24 protein-coding genes are annotated in these 15,852 nt (G+C 62.7%); all 24 read left to right on the forward strand.

The window, feature by feature from the left end; all coding sequences use genetic code 11:
- Window positions 1-156 precede the first annotated feature (156 nt).
- The 24 genes from DFS21_RS21570 (at window position 157) to DFS21_RS21680 (ending at window position 15,778) form a co-directional block, all read left to right on the forward strand.
- Window positions 157-855, forward strand: coding sequence for a DnaT-like ssDNA-binding domain-containing protein (locus tag DFS21_RS21570; protein WP_371926909.1), 699 nt, complete (start codon window positions 157-159; stop codon window positions 853-855).
- On the forward strand, window positions 852-1,535 hold the full coding sequence (locus tag DFS21_RS21575; RefSeq protein WP_111533063.1) for a replication protein P: 684 nt from the start codon (window positions 852-854) through the stop codon (window positions 1,533-1,535). Before DFS21_RS21570 ends, DFS21_RS21575 begins: the two co-directional genes overlap by 4 nt.
- Window positions 1,532-1,744: a hypothetical protein gene (locus DFS21_RS21580; protein WP_111533064.1), complete on the forward strand. Its 213-nt coding sequence runs from the start codon at window positions 1,532-1,534 to the stop codon at window positions 1,742-1,744. Before DFS21_RS21575 ends, DFS21_RS21580 begins: the two co-directional genes overlap by 4 nt.
- Entirely contained in the window at window positions 1,726-2,022 is a 297-nt protein-coding gene (locus tag DFS21_RS21585; RefSeq protein ID WP_111533065.1) for a DUF1364 domain-containing protein, read from the forward strand. The genes DFS21_RS21580 and DFS21_RS21585 overlap by 19 nt, the downstream gene beginning before the upstream one ends.
- Window positions 2,019-3,317, forward strand: coding sequence for a site-specific integrase (locus DFS21_RS21590; RefSeq protein WP_111533066.1), 1,299 nt, complete (start codon window positions 2,019-2,021; stop codon window positions 3,315-3,317). Before DFS21_RS21585 ends, DFS21_RS21590 begins: the two co-directional genes overlap by 4 nt.
- Before the next feature lie 340 nt (window positions 3,318-3,657).
- A complete protein-coding gene (locus tag DFS21_RS21600) occupies window positions 3,658-4,332 on the forward strand; it encodes a hypothetical protein (RefSeq protein ID WP_111533068.1) in 675 nt (224 codons plus the stop codon).
- Between the two features lie 175 nt (window positions 4,333-4,507).
- Entirely contained in the window at window positions 4,508-4,966 is a 459-nt protein-coding gene (locus tag DFS21_RS21605; RefSeq protein ID WP_111533069.1) for a DUF2158 domain-containing protein, read from the forward strand.
- Window positions 4,967-5,052: 86 nt separating this feature from the next.
- Entirely contained in the window at window positions 5,053-5,367 is a 315-nt protein-coding gene (locus tag DFS21_RS21610; RefSeq protein ID WP_371926910.1) for a phage holin, lambda family, read from the forward strand.
- A gap of 2 nt (window positions 5,368-5,369) precedes the next feature.
- Window positions 5,370-5,750, forward strand: a complete 381-nt coding sequence (locus DFS21_RS27405; protein ID WP_111533071.1) for an HNH endonuclease — start codon at window positions 5,370-5,372, stop codon at window positions 5,748-5,750.
- Window positions 5,650-6,039, forward strand: a complete 390-nt coding sequence (locus DFS21_RS26565) for a hypothetical protein (protein WP_178082048.1) — start codon at window positions 5,650-5,652, stop codon at window positions 6,037-6,039. The genes DFS21_RS27405 and DFS21_RS26565 overlap by 101 nt, the downstream gene beginning before the upstream one ends.
- Window positions 6,040-6,154: 115 nt before the next feature.
- Window positions 6,155-6,631 carry a phage terminase small subunit P27 family gene (locus DFS21_RS21620; protein WP_111533072.1) on the forward strand — a complete coding sequence of 159 codons (477 nt, stop codon included), beginning with the start codon at window positions 6,155-6,157 and terminating at the stop codon, window positions 6,629-6,631.
- An 8-nt stretch (window positions 6,632-6,639) separates the two neighbouring features.
- A complete protein-coding gene (locus DFS21_RS21625) occupies window positions 6,640-8,376 on the forward strand; it encodes a terminase large subunit (protein WP_111533073.1) in 1,737 nt (578 codons plus the stop codon).
- Between the two features lie 9 nt (window positions 8,377-8,385).
- Complete coding sequence (locus tag DFS21_RS26785; RefSeq protein WP_178082049.1) at window positions 8,386-8,529, forward strand: hypothetical protein; 144 nt, start codon at window positions 8,386-8,388, stop codon at window positions 8,527-8,529.
- A complete protein-coding gene (locus DFS21_RS21630) occupies window positions 8,526-9,752 on the forward strand; it encodes a phage portal protein (protein WP_111533074.1) in 1,227 nt (408 codons plus the stop codon). The genes DFS21_RS26785 and DFS21_RS21630 overlap by 4 nt, the downstream gene beginning before the upstream one ends.
- Before the next feature lie 3 nt (window positions 9,753-9,755).
- Entirely contained in the window at window positions 9,756-10,373 is a 618-nt protein-coding gene (locus tag DFS21_RS21635; RefSeq protein WP_111533075.1) for an HK97 family phage prohead protease, read from the forward strand.
- A 15-nt stretch (window positions 10,374-10,388) separates the two neighbouring features.
- A complete protein-coding gene (locus DFS21_RS21640) occupies window positions 10,389-11,615 on the forward strand; it encodes a phage major capsid protein (protein WP_111533076.1) in 1,227 nt (408 codons plus the stop codon).
- A gap of 14 nt (window positions 11,616-11,629) precedes the next feature.
- Entirely contained in the window at window positions 11,630-12,013 is a 384-nt protein-coding gene (locus tag DFS21_RS21645) for a head-tail connector protein (RefSeq protein ID WP_111533077.1), read from the forward strand.
- Window positions 12,010-12,384 (forward strand): head-tail adaptor protein, encoded by a 375-nt coding sequence (locus tag DFS21_RS21650; protein WP_158539574.1) that lies wholly within the window; start codon window positions 12,010-12,012, stop codon window positions 12,382-12,384. Before DFS21_RS21645 ends, DFS21_RS21650 begins: the two co-directional genes overlap by 4 nt.
- Window positions 12,362-12,796 carry a hypothetical protein gene (locus DFS21_RS21655; RefSeq protein ID WP_111533079.1) on the forward strand — a complete coding sequence of 145 codons (435 nt, stop codon included), beginning with the start codon at window positions 12,362-12,364 and terminating at the stop codon, window positions 12,794-12,796. The genes DFS21_RS21650 and DFS21_RS21655 overlap by 23 nt, the downstream gene beginning before the upstream one ends.
- A gap of 9 nt (window positions 12,797-12,805) precedes the next feature.
- Window positions 12,806-13,405 carry a hypothetical protein gene (locus DFS21_RS21660; protein WP_111533080.1) on the forward strand — a complete coding sequence of 200 codons (600 nt, stop codon included), beginning with the start codon at window positions 12,806-12,808 and terminating at the stop codon, window positions 13,403-13,405.
- A complete protein-coding gene (locus DFS21_RS21665; RefSeq protein ID WP_110698332.1) occupies window positions 13,402-13,581 on the forward strand; it encodes a DUF2635 domain-containing protein in 180 nt (59 codons plus the stop codon). Before DFS21_RS21660 ends, DFS21_RS21665 begins: the two co-directional genes overlap by 4 nt.
- A complete protein-coding gene (locus DFS21_RS21670; protein WP_111533081.1) occupies window positions 13,578-15,074 on the forward strand; it encodes a phage tail sheath subtilisin-like domain-containing protein in 1,497 nt (498 codons plus the stop codon). Before DFS21_RS21665 ends, DFS21_RS21670 begins: the two co-directional genes overlap by 4 nt.
- A gap of 57 nt (window positions 15,075-15,131) precedes the next feature.
- Window positions 15,132-15,479 (forward strand): phage tail tube protein, encoded by a 348-nt coding sequence (locus tag DFS21_RS21675; protein WP_104444376.1) that lies wholly within the window; start codon window positions 15,132-15,134, stop codon window positions 15,477-15,479.
- Entirely contained in the window at window positions 15,479-15,778 is a 300-nt protein-coding gene (locus DFS21_RS21680) for a phage tail assembly protein (protein ID WP_104444375.1), read from the forward strand. The genes DFS21_RS21675 and DFS21_RS21680 overlap by 1 nt, the downstream gene beginning before the upstream one ends.
- The last annotated feature ends 74 nt before the right edge of the window (window positions 15,779-15,852 follow it).

Consider the following 15,852-nt stretch of genomic DNA (forward strand, 5'->3'; position numbering starts at 1 on the left):
GCTTCTTAAACAGCTTCAAACGGGGACAAGTATGCATCCTAATTTTGGTGCAGGCAACTCTGCGCCTGCAGCTCCACTTATCTCGAATCAACTACGTACTTGGGGGTTGATGTGAGCGTCCAAGCTATGGCGTGGGCGATGGAGCTACCTACATCCGTGCTCAAAGATGCGCCGGCGAGGCATGTGCTGCTTTGTCTCGCGAACTATGCCGGTGTTAGCGGTAGGGGCGCATTTCCGTCTGCCGCTACTCTCGCCGAACACACTGGACTGTCCGAGCGTACCGTACGCACCAAACTTGGCGAGCTGGCAAAAGCAGGCCTGATAGTGGAAGGCAACCAAGCCATTGCGGCCGCCCACATTGATCGACGTGACCGTCGTCCGGTTGTGTACGACCTTCAAATCAAACGGGGTGAAACTAGTGCACCTCGTTCCGAACGGGGTGCAGCTCAAGCCACGGGGTGCAGCTCACAGCAGAACGGGGTGCAGCTCACGACCGAACGGGGTGCAGGAGCTGCACCCAATCCGTCATTGAACCAATCTACTCTCTCTCAGCGCGAGCCGTTCGCAATGTCCCTTGACTGGGAACCGAATCCGGAACTGCTGAAAGCCTACGCCCGTCGGGCAGGTCTGACCCTGGATCAGTTCAACGCGGTTGCCATATCCGGCTTTGTGCTTCACCACGATGCCAAGGGCTTGGCCCAAACCGAAAAGCAGTGGCTGGCCGCTCTGGTCAGCTGGGTCAAATCCGATCTCGCCCGTGCTGCCCGCTTGCCTGTTGTTCGCACTGGCGGATCGCAGCGCTCCAGCTTTGATGACGATGACACATCGTGGATCGGGGAAGGGGGCGGCCAATGAATCAGGTTGCAACCGTGGCCCATGGCTTGTGGGCAAAGGTCCAGGCTGGCCAATACGTGCCCTCGGATTACTCGCTGCCTGCCGACGTGAAGGCCGAGCTCAATCGCAAAACTGCGGGGGTGATCAACGACCTGTTCCGTGATCTGCGCACGATCTGCAGCGCCTGGAAGCAGGCATGGCCGGATGAGGCGACGTACAAGGCGGCCAAACAGCAGTGGCTAACTGCATTTCTCGAGGCTGGCATCAACACCCCGGAGCAACTGCAGTTCGGTTTGATGCGCTGCCGGCAATCCGGCCGCGAGTTCATCCCGGCGCCCGGGAAGTTCATCGAGTGGTGCCAGCCTTCGCCGGAAATGCTGGGTCTTCCCCCGCTGGCTGCTGCCTTCCGTGAGGCGTGCCGTAACGCGCATCCCGCCATGGCAGGGAAGGGCAAGTGGACCCATGACGCGGTCTGGCACGCCGCCAAGGAAAGTGGTTTCGAGAACCTGAACAAGCTGGCTACCGATGTGAGCGCCAAGCTGTTCGAGCGCAACTACACGATTGCCGTTCGGCGCCTGGTCGCAGGTGAGCCGCTCCAGAGAATGCCGCTGGCTCTCCCTGCGGAGGTGCCAGGCCAGCGCACGCCAAAAGTGGGGAATGAAGCCCTGGCGGCGATCCGATCCAGGATGCTCGGCCGATGATCGAGCTTCCCGCACCTGACCTCACCGAATACCGATACGCGCTGTACTGCCGCTCCGACCTGTTCGGGCTCTCCAGTACCTCGCATCCACCCATTGCGCTCTATCGCGACGAAGCTTCGGCCGTCTCGCATGGCCAACTCATGTGGCCGAGCGCTTACACCGTCATTGACCTTCATGGAGAAGACAGCCCATGCGGCAATCGAAGCTGACCAAGGCCGCACGCGGCCGGGAGTGCCAAGTGCGCATTCCCGGGGTGTGCAACGGCAATCCAGAAACCACCGTGCTTGCGCATTACCGTATGGCGGGCACCTGCGGTGTGGGTTTTAAGCCTCACGACATGCAGGGCGCTTGGGCCTGCAGTTCCTGCCATGACGCCTGTGATGGCCGTAGCCGCGATGTCGACCGTGACACTGCTCGGCGGTACCACGCCGAGGGCGTGATGCGTACCCAGGCCTCTTTGATCAACGAGGGGGTGCTGACCGCATGAGTGCGACCCGGGAAGTGAAGTTCAGCGAGGCCGAAGTCCGCCGGCAGGCTGCCGACAAGGCCGTACGCGACCTGCGCGACCCTCGTCACCCTGGCCTGTACCTGCGGTTCTGGATTACTCGCGAGCGCGGCACCTGGCACCTGGTGCGCGGCAAGAAGTGGGTACCGGTCGCACGCTGGCCCGACTTGGGCGTTGCAGCGGTGATTGCCGAACTGCCCGCGCTGCGTCGGCGACTGCTGCGAGATCCGGCCACCGCGCCCGTGGCGTCCGGCATGGGTACCGTGGGCCAGCTGCTCGACTGGTACGGCGACCGGATGGCCCGCGATCGCTCGTTGTCGGCGAAGCGCAAGGCAGGTGCACGGTCTGCCATTGCTCAGCACCTGAAACCGCGACTGGCGGATCTGGCCCTGACGGACGTGAGTGCCGACTCTCTCGACAAACAACTGATGTGGCCGGCTCAGGCCGATGTGTCGCTCTCGTATCTGCGGCAGATGTTCGCCCTATTGCTGACCGCCTTCCGCCAGGCCCTCAAGCTCGGCCTGATCGATGGTAACCCCATGGCCGGGATGCGCTTTAACGACTTCACCAAGGCCAAGATCCTGCCGAAGGCGGCGCGCCTGCGTGACGTGCAACTGCCCGAGCTGATGCAGCAACTGGGCCAGGCCTTCGACTCGACCCCTGGTGACGCCATGCTGGCCCTGATGATGTTGGCCCACGGCACCCGAGTTGGCGAGACCCGCATGGCGCGGTGGGCTGATGTCTCGTTGGCGGCGGCCGAGTGGTTCATCCCTGCGGCGAACACCAAGACTCGCACCGAGCACCGCTTGCCTCTGACGGCCCAACTGCAAGCACTACTGACCCGGTACAGGGCGATTCAGCAGGCTCAGGGTTACCAGGGCGCCTACCTGTTCCCGAGTCGACGCGGGCTGCCGCTGAGCGAGACGCAGGCCAGTGCCGTCTTCACCCGGTTGGGGCAGGGCGCTTGGACCAGTCACGACCTGCGCAAGGTGTCCCGCAGCACTTGGACCGACCTCGGCATCGACGGCCACATCGGCGAGATGCTGCTGAACCACTCGCTGGGCAAGATCGCCAGCACCTACATCCACACCCAGGCGATGCAGCAGCGCCGGGCAGCCCTGGAGAAGTGGCACGCCTGGTTAGACGGCATTGGCTTCGGTGCCATTCACGGCCTTACAGAGGCCTTAACCGAGATTTCTCATAACGGCGCGCAGCCCGCTAATGGCGAGGCTTCTAGCGACCTTACCGAATTTGTTACTAGCGAGGATTCGAAATGACAGGGAGGCGCCATGGACCATCTCTCCGGCGAGAGCTCAAGTTCATCATCGAGTGCGCCACCTGCGGCGGAAGCGGACTCTTCATTGGTGTGTTCCATCAGATGGATTGTCCGCACTGCTTGGGGGCTGGATGGCTTTGCGGACACTCACTCAAGCCTCTTGCGGCGAGCGACATCGTTCCGGTGCTCAACAGTCGTCTCAGGGATGCTCTGGCCGAGATTGCAAAGGCCAGGCAACTGCTTGGTGCGGGCAGTTCGCAGGGGCCGGAGCGGCAGTATCACGAGAACAACCGCCGCGGCGCCGGCGGCACCAACTACACCGGGGATTGAGGGGAAGGACAATGAAAATTATCAGCGCTCGCCAAGCGTGGCACGATGCATTGCACGAAGATCGCCCATCGGCCCTGGCCGTTGCGGCAGAGGCCGCAGTTTTGGGCAAGAGGAGTGGGCCGGGAGACGTGAAGATCATGGTTATGCTGGAAAATCATGACGGAAAAGAGGTGGTCAAGGTCTACGACATTCGAAAGGAAGGCGTGCAAGAAACCCGCTCGGGCCGCCGCCTCACTGAAGCACGCTGCGCGCACATGCTTACAGCTGGCTTGATACTGGTGGCAATCGACTCGTTATCGAAGTCGCTCCGTCATCTGGGAAACTTCCTGTACTCGCCCATTGCCAACGGCAACGACCTCAGCGTTGCTCATGGTCTCGTATGGCTTGGCAGCGGCCTGGAATCGCTTACTGAACGCAAGAAGCAGCGTGCTTACTGGATGGCCATGGCCGCTCTGCAGTCGCACAAGATGTTTGTTGCCGGCGCTGAAGGCATGGGGCCTGGCGCTGTCTGCATGTTTGTCGAGGATCGCACTGGCGAAAAGATGAACCCGCAGAACTGGGCCAGGGACTGGCAAGGCATTTGGGATGCTCTTTGCTCCCATGTCGACAAGCTTGATAAGCAAGCCTTAAAGCCCGTCGCAGCGGTCGTTCAACGGTTCCGTGAGCGGGACGAAATGGCCGCTTGACGTTTTGAGGAGTGTTCTGGCATTATTTAGCCATCGTCATAATTTCGCCTATGGCGAAAAATTATACAGAAACCCGGCCGCCAAGCCGGGTTTTTTTGTCGCATTCGCTCGAGAGCATGCCTTGAAATCGCCATTTAAGCCCATACATTCAGTATGGGTGATAAGGAGGCTCAAGATGAGCGAAGTGTTGAAGCTGGGCGATGTAGTGCGCTACAAGCTGGACGGACGACTGATGACTGTCGTCGATGCTGGGCCGGTTCCTGTTGGCGGTGCGTTTGGGGTGACGGGGCGGATGGTTTCGCAGCAGACCCTGAGCGATGCCCATGTGGAGTGTAAGTGGTTTGACAAGGCTGACTTGCATTCGAAAGTTATCAAAAAGACTGATATCGAGTATGTGAGGTCTACTGATCTCTACGTCTCGCAGGAAGGCGATGCGGTTCAGTTGTCTTCCGGAGGGCCTCGTATGTTGGTTGATCGCTGCGGCCCCAAAGACTTCAGTGTGGTTGTCGGTTTCGGTGGCAGCATGAGCCGAACCCCGTCGAACATTCGTCATGATCTGGTTGGCTGCAAGTGGATTAATGGGAAAAAAGAGGTGCAACGCGAGTTCGAAATTGGCTCGTTGGTCCCTCTGTAGAAAATCTGCTGTAAACATAAGCCCTGGCAATTGCCGGGGCTTTTTTATTTGCGCTCCCTGCAACGGGAGGAATCGAGATGCCGAACATGCCTGAGAAGGATCCTGGCCTGTGGGCCGCTATGGTCGCGTGGTTGATTGCACATCAGCCGCAGCTGGCCACCGGCGGTATCGCCGCTGCCGTTGCCATGTGTCGTGTTGTCTACGGCGGCGGTCGTGGTCGTAAGGTGGTTCTTGAGGGCGCCATTTGCGGCCTCATCGCAATCAGCTTGCTGCCCGTTCTGGAGTACTTTGCCCTCCCTCCCAACCTGTCTGTCTTTGCGGGCTGTATGGTCGGTTTCATGGGGGTTGAGAAGCTCCGTGAGTACTCCGACCGATTCATGGGTAAGAAAGTGGAGGGCTGAGTATGCCGCCCAAGGCTAAACGTCCCTGTCGAGTGCCAATATGCTCCAGTAAAACCAGTGATCGCCATGGTTACTGTAGTGCGCATGCCTCGCTCGCAATCGGTTGGAACAACCCGCGCCGTGGCACTGCTGAGCAGCGTGGCTATGACTGGGCATGGCGCAAGCTTGCCAAGGCAGTACTCAAACGAGATCGCTATCTGTGCCAGTGCCATGACTGCAATGGTCGCCGACTGCCGGCAACAGAGGTTGACCATCGCATACCGAAGTTTGAAGGGGGAACGAATGACCCATCCAACCTGTTTGCCATCAATGAAAACTGCCACAAGTTCAAAACGGCGGCAGAGTCGGCACGGGCGCGGTCAGGCCGTCCGCCTGGCGCGTGAGGCAATGCGTTTGCGCGAAAGAGCGATCAAGCGCAGCCGAAGTACCGAGCTGATCTGCCATGGTGACTGGCACCTGGATCGAGCGCTGTACTGCTGGAAAAACATTCATAAGCTTGGAATTCCAGAGCTGATTTCGCGTGTTCTACATGAGCTAGTGGCAGCAATTGACGCATACATGCATGCCGCTGACGGAGTGCCAGAGCGTCCGTTCATGCATCTGGCTGCCTTAATCGATGGCGAGAATCTGCGGACAAAATTAGCGAAAAGTGGTCGAAATTTGGCCAAGTAAGGGGGCGGGGCAAAATCTCTACAGCTTTCGTCTCTCTCCACCGATCGCCCAGCCTTTTTCACACACCCGCGAAATTAAAAAAAATCGCATTCCAGAAAATCGGGAGGCCTGAACGATGGGGCGACCCGCGAAACCTACCGCCCTCAAGCTGCTGCAGGGCAACCCCGGCAAGCGAAAACTCAAGAAGGACGGCCCCGCGCCGGCGCCGCTGGCGGAAATACCAGACGCCCCGGAGTGGCTGGGGGAATGGGCCGTTGAAATGTGGGGAACCATCGCCCCTTGGTTGACCCAGACCGGGATCATGACCCGCACCGATACCCACAACCTGGCGGTCTTCTGCGCCGCGTACGAGCGGTGGCGGCTGGCCGAGGAAGAAGTGGCCAGCAAGGGCATCACCGTCGTGGACGCCAAGGGCGTGCTCAAGAAGAACCCCGCCTGCACTGTGATCAACGAGGCGCTACGCCAAGTGGCCAGCTTCGGGGCAGCCCTCGGGCTGGACCCGGCCAGTCGTGCGCGCCTGATGGGCAGTGGCGGGCCGGAGAAACCAGAAAACCCGTTCATCGTGCTCAAAGGAGGGCGGGCCTCGAAGTGAGTTAGGACATGGCCAGCTACCCGAACGTAAACGCGGCGAACAAGTACGCCCGCGACGTGGTGGCCGGCAAGATCCCGGCATGCAAGTACGTGCGTCGTGCCTGCCAGCTTCACCTGGATGACCTGGCCAAGTCGAAGAAGCGCAATTTTCGCTGGACCTTCGACCGCGACACCGCCGAGCAGGTGGCGGTGTTCATCCAGCTGCTGCCGCATGCCAAGGGCAAATGGGCGGCGCTGCGTGAGCTGATCAAGCTTGAGCCGTGGCAGCTGTTCATCTTCTGCAGCATCTTCGGTTGGGTCGATAAGAAGACCCGCCGCCGGCGGTACCGCGAGGTTTACATCGAGGTGCCGCGCAAGAACGGCAAGAGCGTGCTGGCCGCCGGCGTCGGCCTGTACATGCTGGTGATGGATGGTGAATTCGGCGCCGAGGTGTATTGCGGTGCGACCACCGAGCGGCAGGCCTGGGAGGTGTTCAAGCCGGCGCGGCAGATGGTGCGACGCACCCCCGAGCTGGTCGAGGCCTTCGGCATCCAGGTCGCGGCGAAAAACCTGTCGGTGATCGGCGACGAAAGCAAGTTCGAACCCTTGATCGGCGACCCCGGCGACGGCCAGTCACCGAGCTGCGCCATCGTGGACGAGTTCCACGAACACACCTCGGCCGCGCTCTACGAAACCATGCTGACCGGCATGGGCGCCCGTGATCAGCCGATGATGTTCGCCATCACCACGGCGGGCTACAACATCGCCGGGCCGTGCTACCTGCAGCGCGCCCAAGTGATCGACAAGCTGGAAGGGACGGTACCGAACGACGAGTTGTTCGGGATCATCTACACGATTGACGAGGACGACGACTGGAAAGACCCGGCGGTCCTGCGCAAGGCCAACCCCAACTATGGCGTCTCGGTCGGGGCTGAGTACCTACTGAAACGCCAAGCCGACGCAACGCGTTACCCGTCACGGCAAAACGCGTTCAAGACCAAGCACCTCAACATCTGGGTCAGCGCCAAAGAAGCCTGGCTGAACATGGCTGACTGGGAGGCGTGCGGCGACCCCACGCTGACCCTGGACCAGTTTCTGGGCCAGCGCTGTTGGATCGGCATTGACCTGGCCAGTAAATCGGATATCTGCGCGGTGTCGCTGGTGTTCTTGGACAAGGTGGAGCTGCTCCCGGGGAGCGGCAAGTGGGTCAACCGCTGGACCATCTTCTGCAAGTCGTTCTTGCCCGAAGGCGCGATAGAGCGAGGCGGCCCCAACAAGGCAGCTTACGAGGCCTGGGCCAACGCCGGGTTGCTGGAAATCTGCGACGGCGAAGAAATGGACTTCGACCTGGTGCGCGACATGGTGGGCGAATTCGCCGGCATGTTCGACGTTCAGGAAGTGGCCTACGACAAATGGCGCGCCACCCAGCTGGCCCACCAGCTGCAAAAGGACGGCGCCGAGGTAGTCGAAATGGGTGGCGGCGTGGCCAGCATGAACCTGCCCATGCGCGAGCTGGAAGCGGCGCTGCTGTCCGGTCGCGTGCGCCACTGCAGCGACCCGGTATTGGCCTGGCAGGCCGGAAACGTCGTGGTGCGTCCGTTCAAGGGCTGCATCACGCCGATGAAGGCCGACGAAGGCAAGACCGACATGCGCAAAATCGACGGCATTGTCGCCGCGCTGATGGCGATGAACCGCGCCATGGTTAGCGAATTTGAGCCGGAAGGGCTGTTGGCCAGCCTGACCGAAGACGACCTATTAGCTATGTGAGCCCCTACGATGAAATGGCTTCCTGAATCTATCGGGACGGCAGGCTTTTGCCTGTTCGTCGCGGGCCTCTACGTCCAGTTCGGGGCGGGAGTGGCCCTGATGGTCGGTGGCGGCCTGATGGTGGCCGGCGCCGCCAAGGCGGTGTGGCGATGATCCTGGGCGCGATGTTCGAGCAGCGCAGCAGCCTGGAGGCGCCCAGCACGCCGATGAACAGCAAGGAGCTGACCGAATACCTGTTTGAAGGGCAGGGGATCAGCGTCAGTCCGGCTTCGGCCATGCGTCTGACGGCGGTGTATGCGTGTATCTACGTGCTGTCCAGCTCCATGGCCCAGCTGCCGCTGAGCGTGCTGCGCAAGGTCAACGGGCGGATCGAGGTGGCCACCGACCACCCGGCCCATTACCTGCTGCACGATGAGCCGAACACCTGGCAGACCTCCTACCGCTGGCGAGAAACCAAGCAGGCCCATGTGCTCGGCTGGGGCAATGGCTACACGCGCACGGTGCGCAGTCGCCGCGGTGAATTGCTGTCGCTGGAAATGCACGAGCCGCAACACACCGATCTGGTGAAGAACGGCAATCGCTGGGTGTACTCGACCCAGGACGAAGACGGCGCGCCGCTGGCGGTGTCGCCCGAGGACATGATTCACCTGCGCGCCATCGGCTCGCACCGGCGCATGGGCATCAGCCCCATCCGGCAGAACGCCGACACCATCGGCCTGGGCATGGCCACGGTGCGCTACGGCAAGGAGTTTTTCGAGGGCGGCGGCCGGCCTACGGGCCTGGTCACCGTCAAGGACGGGAAGCTGGATAACACCAGCTGGGAGCGCCTGAAAACGGTCTGGCGCGCCGCCGTGGAACGGCTCAAGCGTTCGGACAACAAGACGCTGCTGTTGCCCGCTGACCTCGATTACAAGGCGCTGACCATCGCCCCCGAGGATGCGCAATTTCTCGAGACTCGCAAGCTGACCCGTAGCGAGATTGCCAGCATCTTCAACGTGCCGGCGCACATGATCAACGACCTGGAAAAGGCCACGTTTTCCAACATCAGCGAACAGGCCATCCAGTTCGTGCGGCACACGGTCATGCCGTGGGTGAAGAACTGGGAGGAAGAAGTTAACCGCCGCGTCTTCACCCGCGCCGAGCGCATGGCCGGCTACTACGTCAAGTTCAACCTGGCCGGCCTGTTGCGCGGTACCCCGAAAGAGCGCGCCGAGTTCTACCGCATCGCCATTCAAGACGGCTGGATGAGCCGCAACGAAGTGCGCGTGCTGGAAGACCTCAACCAGCTGGAAGGCCTCGACTCGATGTTGCTCAACGTCAACACGCAGTTGCTCGGCGCCGACGGCAAGCCGTTACCCGTAACGAAGCAGGAATAACCCATGAGTGAATTTGAACAACGCATGCTGCAGGCGCAGCACTGCGAGCTTCGTGCTGTCCAGCCGGATGAGCAGGGGAGCGCGCCGAAGATCGCCGGCTATGCCGCTGTCTTCAACCAGCGTAGCGACCTGCTGGGCGGCACCTTCGTGGAGATCATCGCCCCGGGCGCGTTCGATGACGTGCTGAATCAGGACACCCGGGCGCTGTTCAACCATGACCCGACCTATCTGCTGGGCCGCACGGCCAGCGGCACGTTGCGTCTGACCGTGGATGAGCGCGGCCTGTCGTACGAAATCGACACGCCCAACACGCAGACCATCCGCGACCTGGTGGTCGAGCCGTTGCGCCGTGGCGACATGAGCGGCAGCAGCTTCGCCATGCGCGTGGCCAAGGGTGGCGACACCTGGCACGAAGAGAAAGACGGCCTGATCGTCCGCACCATCTTCAAGATCGCCGAGCTACGCGACGTAGGGCCGGTGGCGTTCCCGGCTTACCCCGACTCCAGCGCTGCCCAGCGCTCCCTGACTGCCTGGAAGCAGGCGCAAACCGAAGGCGACGAAGCTCGCGCACATTTCGAGCGCGAGGCCCGCGAGCGCCTGCTTGACCTAACTGAACTGTGATCCCAAGGGGGAGCTATGACCCTGCAACAACTGAAAGAAGCCTATAACAAGCTGTCGGCCGAAATGCGCTCGCTGCATGACACCACCCCGGACGACGGTTGGACCGGCGAAGTCCGCGCCAAGTGGGAAGGCATGAAAACCGACCTCAAGGCACTCAAGGAGAAGATCGAGCGCGAAGAAGAACTGCGCGCCCAGGATCAAAGTTTCGTTGAAGGCTTGGACCGTGACCGCCCGAACAACGCGCCGCAGAACGAAGCCGACACCGAGCAGCGCAGCGCCTGGGACAACTGGGTACGCGGCGGCATGGAGGGCCTGAGCGCTGAACAGCGTTCCATGGTCCTGCAGATGCGCGCCCAAGGTACCAATCCGAACGAGGCGGGCGGTTTCACCGTGCCAACCACCCTGCAGGCGCGGGTGATCGAATCGCTGGTGACTTATGGCGGTATCGCTTCGGTGTGCCAGCTGCTGCAGACCGACAATGGCGCTCCGATTGCCTGGGCCACCAGCAACGGCGGCGAGGAAGAAGGCGAGCTGATCGGCGAGAACAAGGCCGCCGGCGAAAAGGACGTTGAGTTCGGCATGGGCACCCTCGGGTCGCACACCATCAGCTCGAAGATCATCCGCGTCTCTGAACAGCTGCTGCAGGACTCGGGCATCGACATGGAAGCCTTTCTGGCCGGCCGTATAGGTAAGCGCGTGTCGCGCACCCGTAACCGCCTGATCGTCCAGGGCACCGGCGCCGGCGAAACCGCCGATGCGCCGGCGCAGCCGAAGGGCCTGGAATACTCGACCCCTCAAGGTGCGATGACGGCCAAGGCCACCGCCTTCACCTGGCAGGAGGTCAACAGCCTGATTCACTCCATTGACCCGGCGTATCGTGCGGCCGCCAAGTTCCGCTTGGCGTTCAACGACAAGACGCTGCAGGCGATGGAAGAGATGGTGGACGCCAACAATCGCCCGCTGTGGCTGCCCGGCATCGACAGCGACCGTCCGGCCACCATCCTCAAGCATCAGTACGTGATCGATCAGGCCATCGCCGATATCGGCGCCGGTAAGAAATTCATGTATGCCGGCGACTTCAACGAACTGGTGCTGCGCGCGGTGCGTAGCCTGACCCTCAAGCGCCTGGTGGAGCGTTACGCCGAGTATGGCCAGGTCGGCTTCCTGGCGTTCGTGCGCTTTGGCTTGGTGCTGCAGGACACGGCCGCCATCAAGCACCTGGTGGGCAAGACTGCTGCCTAACGGGAGGGCTGTCCATGCTGACGCTTGAACAGATCAAGAGCCATTGCAAGCTGGAGCTGGACGAAACCGAGGAAGACACGCTGCTGCAGGCCTACGCCCGCGCAGCGCGTCGACAGGTCGAGAAGGACAGCGGCCGGCGGTTGTACTGGGTCACGCTGCCGGCCGACGCGCCGGCAGACGCGACCGGCGATGAAGCCTACCTGCGTGGGCTGTTGCCGCTCGATGCTTCGGAGAACGCGTTACCCGTAACGGATGACGTGGAACTGGCCATGCTGCTGTTGGTCGCCCACTGGCACCGCAACCGCGAGCCGGTCACCGAGTCGACCAGCAACGGCACCAAGGCGATGCCGTTGGCTTATGACGCCCTGGTGCAGCCTTATCGCTGGTTCGCGCTGTGAGGGAGCCGGAAGCGGGCGAACTGCGCACCCGGGCGGTGGTACGCATCCGCAACGACACGCCAAGAGGCTCTGCAAGCCTTGAGTCAAATTACGAGCCGGTGGCCAAACGCTGGTGCAAGATCGAGCCGTTAGGCACGGCCACCTACACCGGGTCGGTGCAGACCGGTACGACCATCACGCATCGGATCTACTGTCGGTTCGTGCGTGACCTGGACACCCGGCATGAGCTGGTCGCCGGTGGCCGGGTGTTCCGCGTCAAGCGGGCTACCGGGATGCGTGGGCGGCAAGTGTGGTCGGTGATCGAGGTCGAGGAACTGCAGGCGGTGAATGTGCCGGCGGGAGGTGGTCGTGGCCAACTCCGTTTCGATTGACGGCTATTTGCATGTCGAGGGCTTCGACAAGTTCGACCAAGAGGCCTTCAATAAGCGGAAGATCCGCGCCGGCATGCGCAAGGTTGGCCAGCTGATCGCCGGCCGAGCGCAGATGAATCTAGCGCTCGGCGGTGGCCAGGAGGGCTACCCCGTCAACCGGACCGGGGCCACCACCGAGTCGATCAACTTCAAGCTGTCCAGGTCGGGCTTTTTGGTGCGGGTTGCGCCCAACAAGACCGCGAGCATGAAGGAGTATTACCCGGCTTACCTGCACTACGGCGTTCGCCGCAAGACGGGCGGCGGGTGGCGGATCAGGCCCCGCGACAACTACATGACCGATGCACTGACCGACAGCCGCGCCGAGGTGCAACGCATCCTGCAGCAGGCCTTTGCCGCCGCGCTGCTCAACTGAGTACCTGACATGAAAATCACGCCTGTGATCGAGCAGCTGCGCGCCTATGCGCCTGGTTTCGAAGGGCGCGTGGCCGGCGGTCTGGATTGGGACCCGACCGCCGACAGCGCCAAGATGCCCCCGCCTGCGGCCTACGTGATCGCGGTTGGCGACTCGGCCGACGAGCCGCAAGCGCAGAACGTTTACACCCAGGCCGTGCGCGACGTCATCGACGTGTGTGTCGTGCTGCCGACCGACGATGAACGCGGGCAGTCTGTAGCCGACGTGCTGCACGACGTGCGCGCCCAGCTGTGGCGCGCCCTGGTGGGCTTCGAGCCGGACGACGAATCGGGGCCGCTGCTGTACGACGGTGGTCAGCTGCTGCTGCTCGACCGCGACCGCATGGTCTACCGCTATCGGTTCTATGCCGATTTCCAGCTCGGCCGCTGGGAGCAAACCGGCGAGGGCAAGCCGCAGACCTGGCAGGAATGGCAGCTGGCCGGCCTGCCGGCCCTGGAAGGCATCGACACCCGTCTCGACTTCCTCAACCCCCTGAAAGACCCCAACGTCAACGCCCCCGGGCCAGACGGGCGGGTCGAGTTCATTACCCGCGAGGACTTGAACCCATGACCACCATTCACCTCAAACCGGCCCCGGGGCGCGATTGCCCGATGCCAAGCCAGCCGGGCCAGTACCTGCCTGCAGAGGGCGCCGCGGTGCCCCGTGACGCCTATTGGGAGCGCCGCATCATCGCCGGCGACGCCCTGGAACAGAAGACCACCACCCGGGGGAGCAAAGCGCGATGAGCGTCAGTTTCAGCAACATCCCGAGCGACATTCGCGTGCCGCTGTTCTATGCCGAAGTCGACAACTCCATGGCCAACAGCGGCGGTTCCAGCCTGCGCCGGCTGATCGTCGGCCAGGTCAACGACGATGCCGAGAGCGAGGAAATCGGCCGCCTGGTGCTGGTGTCAAAGACCAGCGACGCCAAGGACATTGGCGGCACCGGCTCGATGCTGGCCGCCATGCATGCCCGCTGGCGGGCCATTGACGTGGCTGGCGAGGTCTGGTGCCTGCCGCTCAAGGTGGCCACCGGCGCGGCTGCGACGGCCACCGTTACCGTAACGGGCAGCGTCGCTACGGCCGGCCTGGTCAATCTGTACGTGGCTGGCCAGCGCGTGCGCGCCGACGCCGTGGTCGGTGCCTCGGCTGAAGCCGTGGCGGCCAGCTTGGCGGCGGCCATCAATGCCGCCATTGACCTGCCGGTGACGGCCACGGCCGCCGCCGGCGTGGTCACCCTGCAGGCCAAGTTCAAGGGCGAGCTGGGCAACGATATCCAAGTGCAGCTGAACCGCCTGGGGCGCGCCAATGGCGAAACCACGCCGGCCGGCCTGACGGTGGTGGCCACGGCCATGACCAACGGCGCCGGCACCCCTGCTGTATCGGCGGCGCTGGCTGCACTGGGCGACGAAGAATTCGAGTTCATCGCCCAGCCCTGGACCGATGCCGACACGCTGGGTGCCTGGAGAACCGCCATGGACGACAGCGCCGGCCGCTGGTCCTGGGCGAAGCAGCTCTACGGCCATGTGTACAGCGCGCAGCGCGGCACGTTGGGCCAGCTAGTCGCCGCCGGGCGGACGCGTAACGATCCGCATGTCTCCGTGCATGGCTTCGAGCGCGGCGTGCCGCAGCCGGCGTGGGAAGTGGCGGCGGCCTGGGCGGCACGTACCGCCGTGTTCATCAGCGCCGACCCGGCGCGACCGACGCAGACCGGCGCGTTGACGGGCATCGACCCGGCGCAGGCCAGTGACCGCTTCACCCTGACCGAGCGGCAATCGCTGCTGACCAGCGGGGTGGCCACCGCCGTCTACAGCGGCGGCAGCTACCGCATCGAGCGGGCTGTTACGACCTACCAGCGTAACGCCTACGGCCAACCCGATGATTCCTACCTGGACAGCGAGACGCTCCACCAGTCGGCCCACGTGATCCGCTACTTGCGCAGCATCATCACAAGCAAGTACGGCCGTCACAAGCTGGCCAATGACGGGACGCGCTTCGGCCCTGGCCAGGCCATCGTCACGCCGAAGGTGATTCGCGGCGAGCTGATCGCCGCCTATGGCGCGCTGGAGCGTGAGGGCATCGTGGAGAACGCCGAGGCGTTCAATCAGTACCTGATCGTCGAGCGCGATCCGAAGAACCCGAACCGCCTGAGTGTGCTGTTCCCGCCGGACCTGGTGAACCAGCTGCGCGTGTTCGCGCTGCTGTACCAGTTCCGCCTGCAGTACCCGGACGCGGCGTAACCCTCATCGTTCAACCCCAGCCCGCCCAGTGCGGGCTTTTTTATGGGAGTGCCCTTTATGGGTCAGAAAGTCGCGGGCACCTGTTTTATCAAGGTCGACGGCGATCAGCTGGTGATCACCGGCGGCGTGGAATGCCCGCTGTCGGACAAGAAGCGCGAAACCATCACGCGGGGATTCTTCAAGGAAGAAGACCTGATCCCCTACGTGGTGGTCGATGCGGTGAAAACCGCCAACTTTCCCCGGGCCAAGCTGGCCAACGGGATCGGCATGACCGTCACCGCCGAGCTGGCCGACGGCTCGGTGTACGTGCTGAGCGGCGCGTACCTGGTGGACGAAACCAAAGTGACCGGCGATGACGCCAAGGTCTCGCTCAAATTCGAAGGCATCCAAGGAGACTGGCAGTAATGACTACCGCAACCCACGAACTCGCAACCCCGATCCAGGCCCACGGTGAAGAGGTCAAGGAACTGAATCTGCGCCGCCCGACCGTGCAGGAGTGCCGGGCAATCAAGGTGCTGCCGTACAACCTCGGCGGCGACGGTTACCCGGTGGTCGACCTTGAAGCGGCGGCGAAGTACATCGCTGTGTGCGCCGCGATCCCGGCCAGCTCGGTCAACCAGCTGGAGCTGTCGGACCTGAACACTCTAGCCTGGATCATCGTCGGTTTTTTCATGCCCCAAGATTCGAAGCAGTCGGCGGCCTGACCGAGCTGGCCTATGACCTTGCCTGGTGGTGGAAAGCCACCCCGGGCGAGGTGCTGGGCTGGACCCTCGACACG

It is taken from the genome of Pseudomonas sp. 2848, assembly GCF_003253945.1.
Lineage (GTDB): Bacteria > Pseudomonadota > Gammaproteobacteria > Pseudomonadales > Pseudomonadaceae > Aquipseudomonas.

Bases quoted from the DNA above. Each gene is read 5' to 3' on its own strand.
- DFS21_RS27405 (WP_111533071.1), top strand. From the start codon at position 5,370: ATGCCGCCCAAGGCTAAACGTCCCTGTCGAGTGCCAATATGCTCCAGT.
- DFS21_RS21585 (WP_111533065.1), top strand. From the start codon at position 1,726: ATGCGGCAATCGAAGCTGACCAAGGCCGCACGCGGCCGGGAGTGCCAA.
- DFS21_RS21680 (WP_104444375.1), top strand. From the start codon at position 15,479: ATGACTACCGCAACCCACGAACTCGCAACCCCGATCCAGGCCCACGGT.
- DFS21_RS26785 (WP_178082049.1), top strand. From the start codon at position 8,386: ATGAAATGGCTTCCTGAATCTATCGGGACGGCAGGCTTTTGCCTGTTC.
- DFS21_RS21630 (WP_111533074.1), top strand. From the start codon at position 8,526: ATGATCCTGGGCGCGATGTTCGAGCAGCGCAGCAGCCTGGAGGCGCCC.
- DFS21_RS21665 (WP_110698332.1), top strand. From the start codon at position 13,402: ATGACCACCATTCACCTCAAACCGGCCCCGGGGCGCGATTGCCCGATG.
- DFS21_RS21660 (WP_111533080.1), top strand. From the start codon at position 12,806: ATGAAAATCACGCCTGTGATCGAGCAGCTGCGCGCCTATGCGCCTGGT.
- DFS21_RS21640 (WP_111533076.1), top strand. From the start codon at position 10,389: ATGACCCTGCAACAACTGAAAGAAGCCTATAACAAGCTGTCGGCCGAA.
- DFS21_RS21600 (WP_111533068.1), top strand. From the start codon at position 3,658: ATGAAAATTATCAGCGCTCGCCAAGCGTGGCACGATGCATTGCACGAA.
- DFS21_RS26565 (WP_178082048.1), top strand. From the start codon at position 5,650: ATGACCCATCCAACCTGTTTGCCATCAATGAAAACTGCCACAAGTTCA.
- DFS21_RS21620 (WP_111533072.1), top strand. From the start codon at position 6,155: ATGGGGCGACCCGCGAAACCTACCGCCCTCAAGCTGCTGCAGGGCAAC.
- DFS21_RS21610 (WP_371926910.1), top strand. From the start codon at position 5,053: ATGCCTGAGAAGGATCCTGGCCTGTGGGCCGCTATGGTCGCGTGGTTG.
- DFS21_RS21635 (WP_111533075.1), top strand. From the start codon at position 9,756: ATGAGTGAATTTGAACAACGCATGCTGCAGGCGCAGCACTGCGAGCTT.
- DFS21_RS21670 (WP_111533081.1), top strand. From the start codon at position 13,578: ATGAGCGTCAGTTTCAGCAACATCCCGAGCGACATTCGCGTGCCGCTG.
- DFS21_RS21645 (WP_111533077.1), top strand. From the start codon at position 11,630: ATGCTGACGCTTGAACAGATCAAGAGCCATTGCAAGCTGGAGCTGGAC.
- DFS21_RS21580 (WP_111533064.1), top strand. From the start codon at position 1,532: ATGATCGAGCTTCCCGCACCTGACCTCACCGAATACCGATACGCGCTG.
- DFS21_RS21605 (WP_111533069.1), top strand. From the start codon at position 4,508: ATGAGCGAAGTGTTGAAGCTGGGCGATGTAGTGCGCTACAAGCTGGAC.
- DFS21_RS21625 (WP_111533073.1), top strand. From the start codon at position 6,640: ATGGCCAGCTACCCGAACGTAAACGCGGCGAACAAGTACGCCCGCGAC.
- DFS21_RS21675 (WP_104444376.1), top strand. From the start codon at position 15,132: ATGGGTCAGAAAGTCGCGGGCACCTGTTTTATCAAGGTCGACGGCGAT.
- DFS21_RS21590 (WP_111533066.1), top strand. From the start codon at position 2,019: ATGAGTGCGACCCGGGAAGTGAAGTTCAGCGAGGCCGAAGTCCGCCGG.
- DFS21_RS21575 (WP_111533063.1), top strand. From the start codon at position 852: ATGAATCAGGTTGCAACCGTGGCCCATGGCTTGTGGGCAAAGGTCCAG.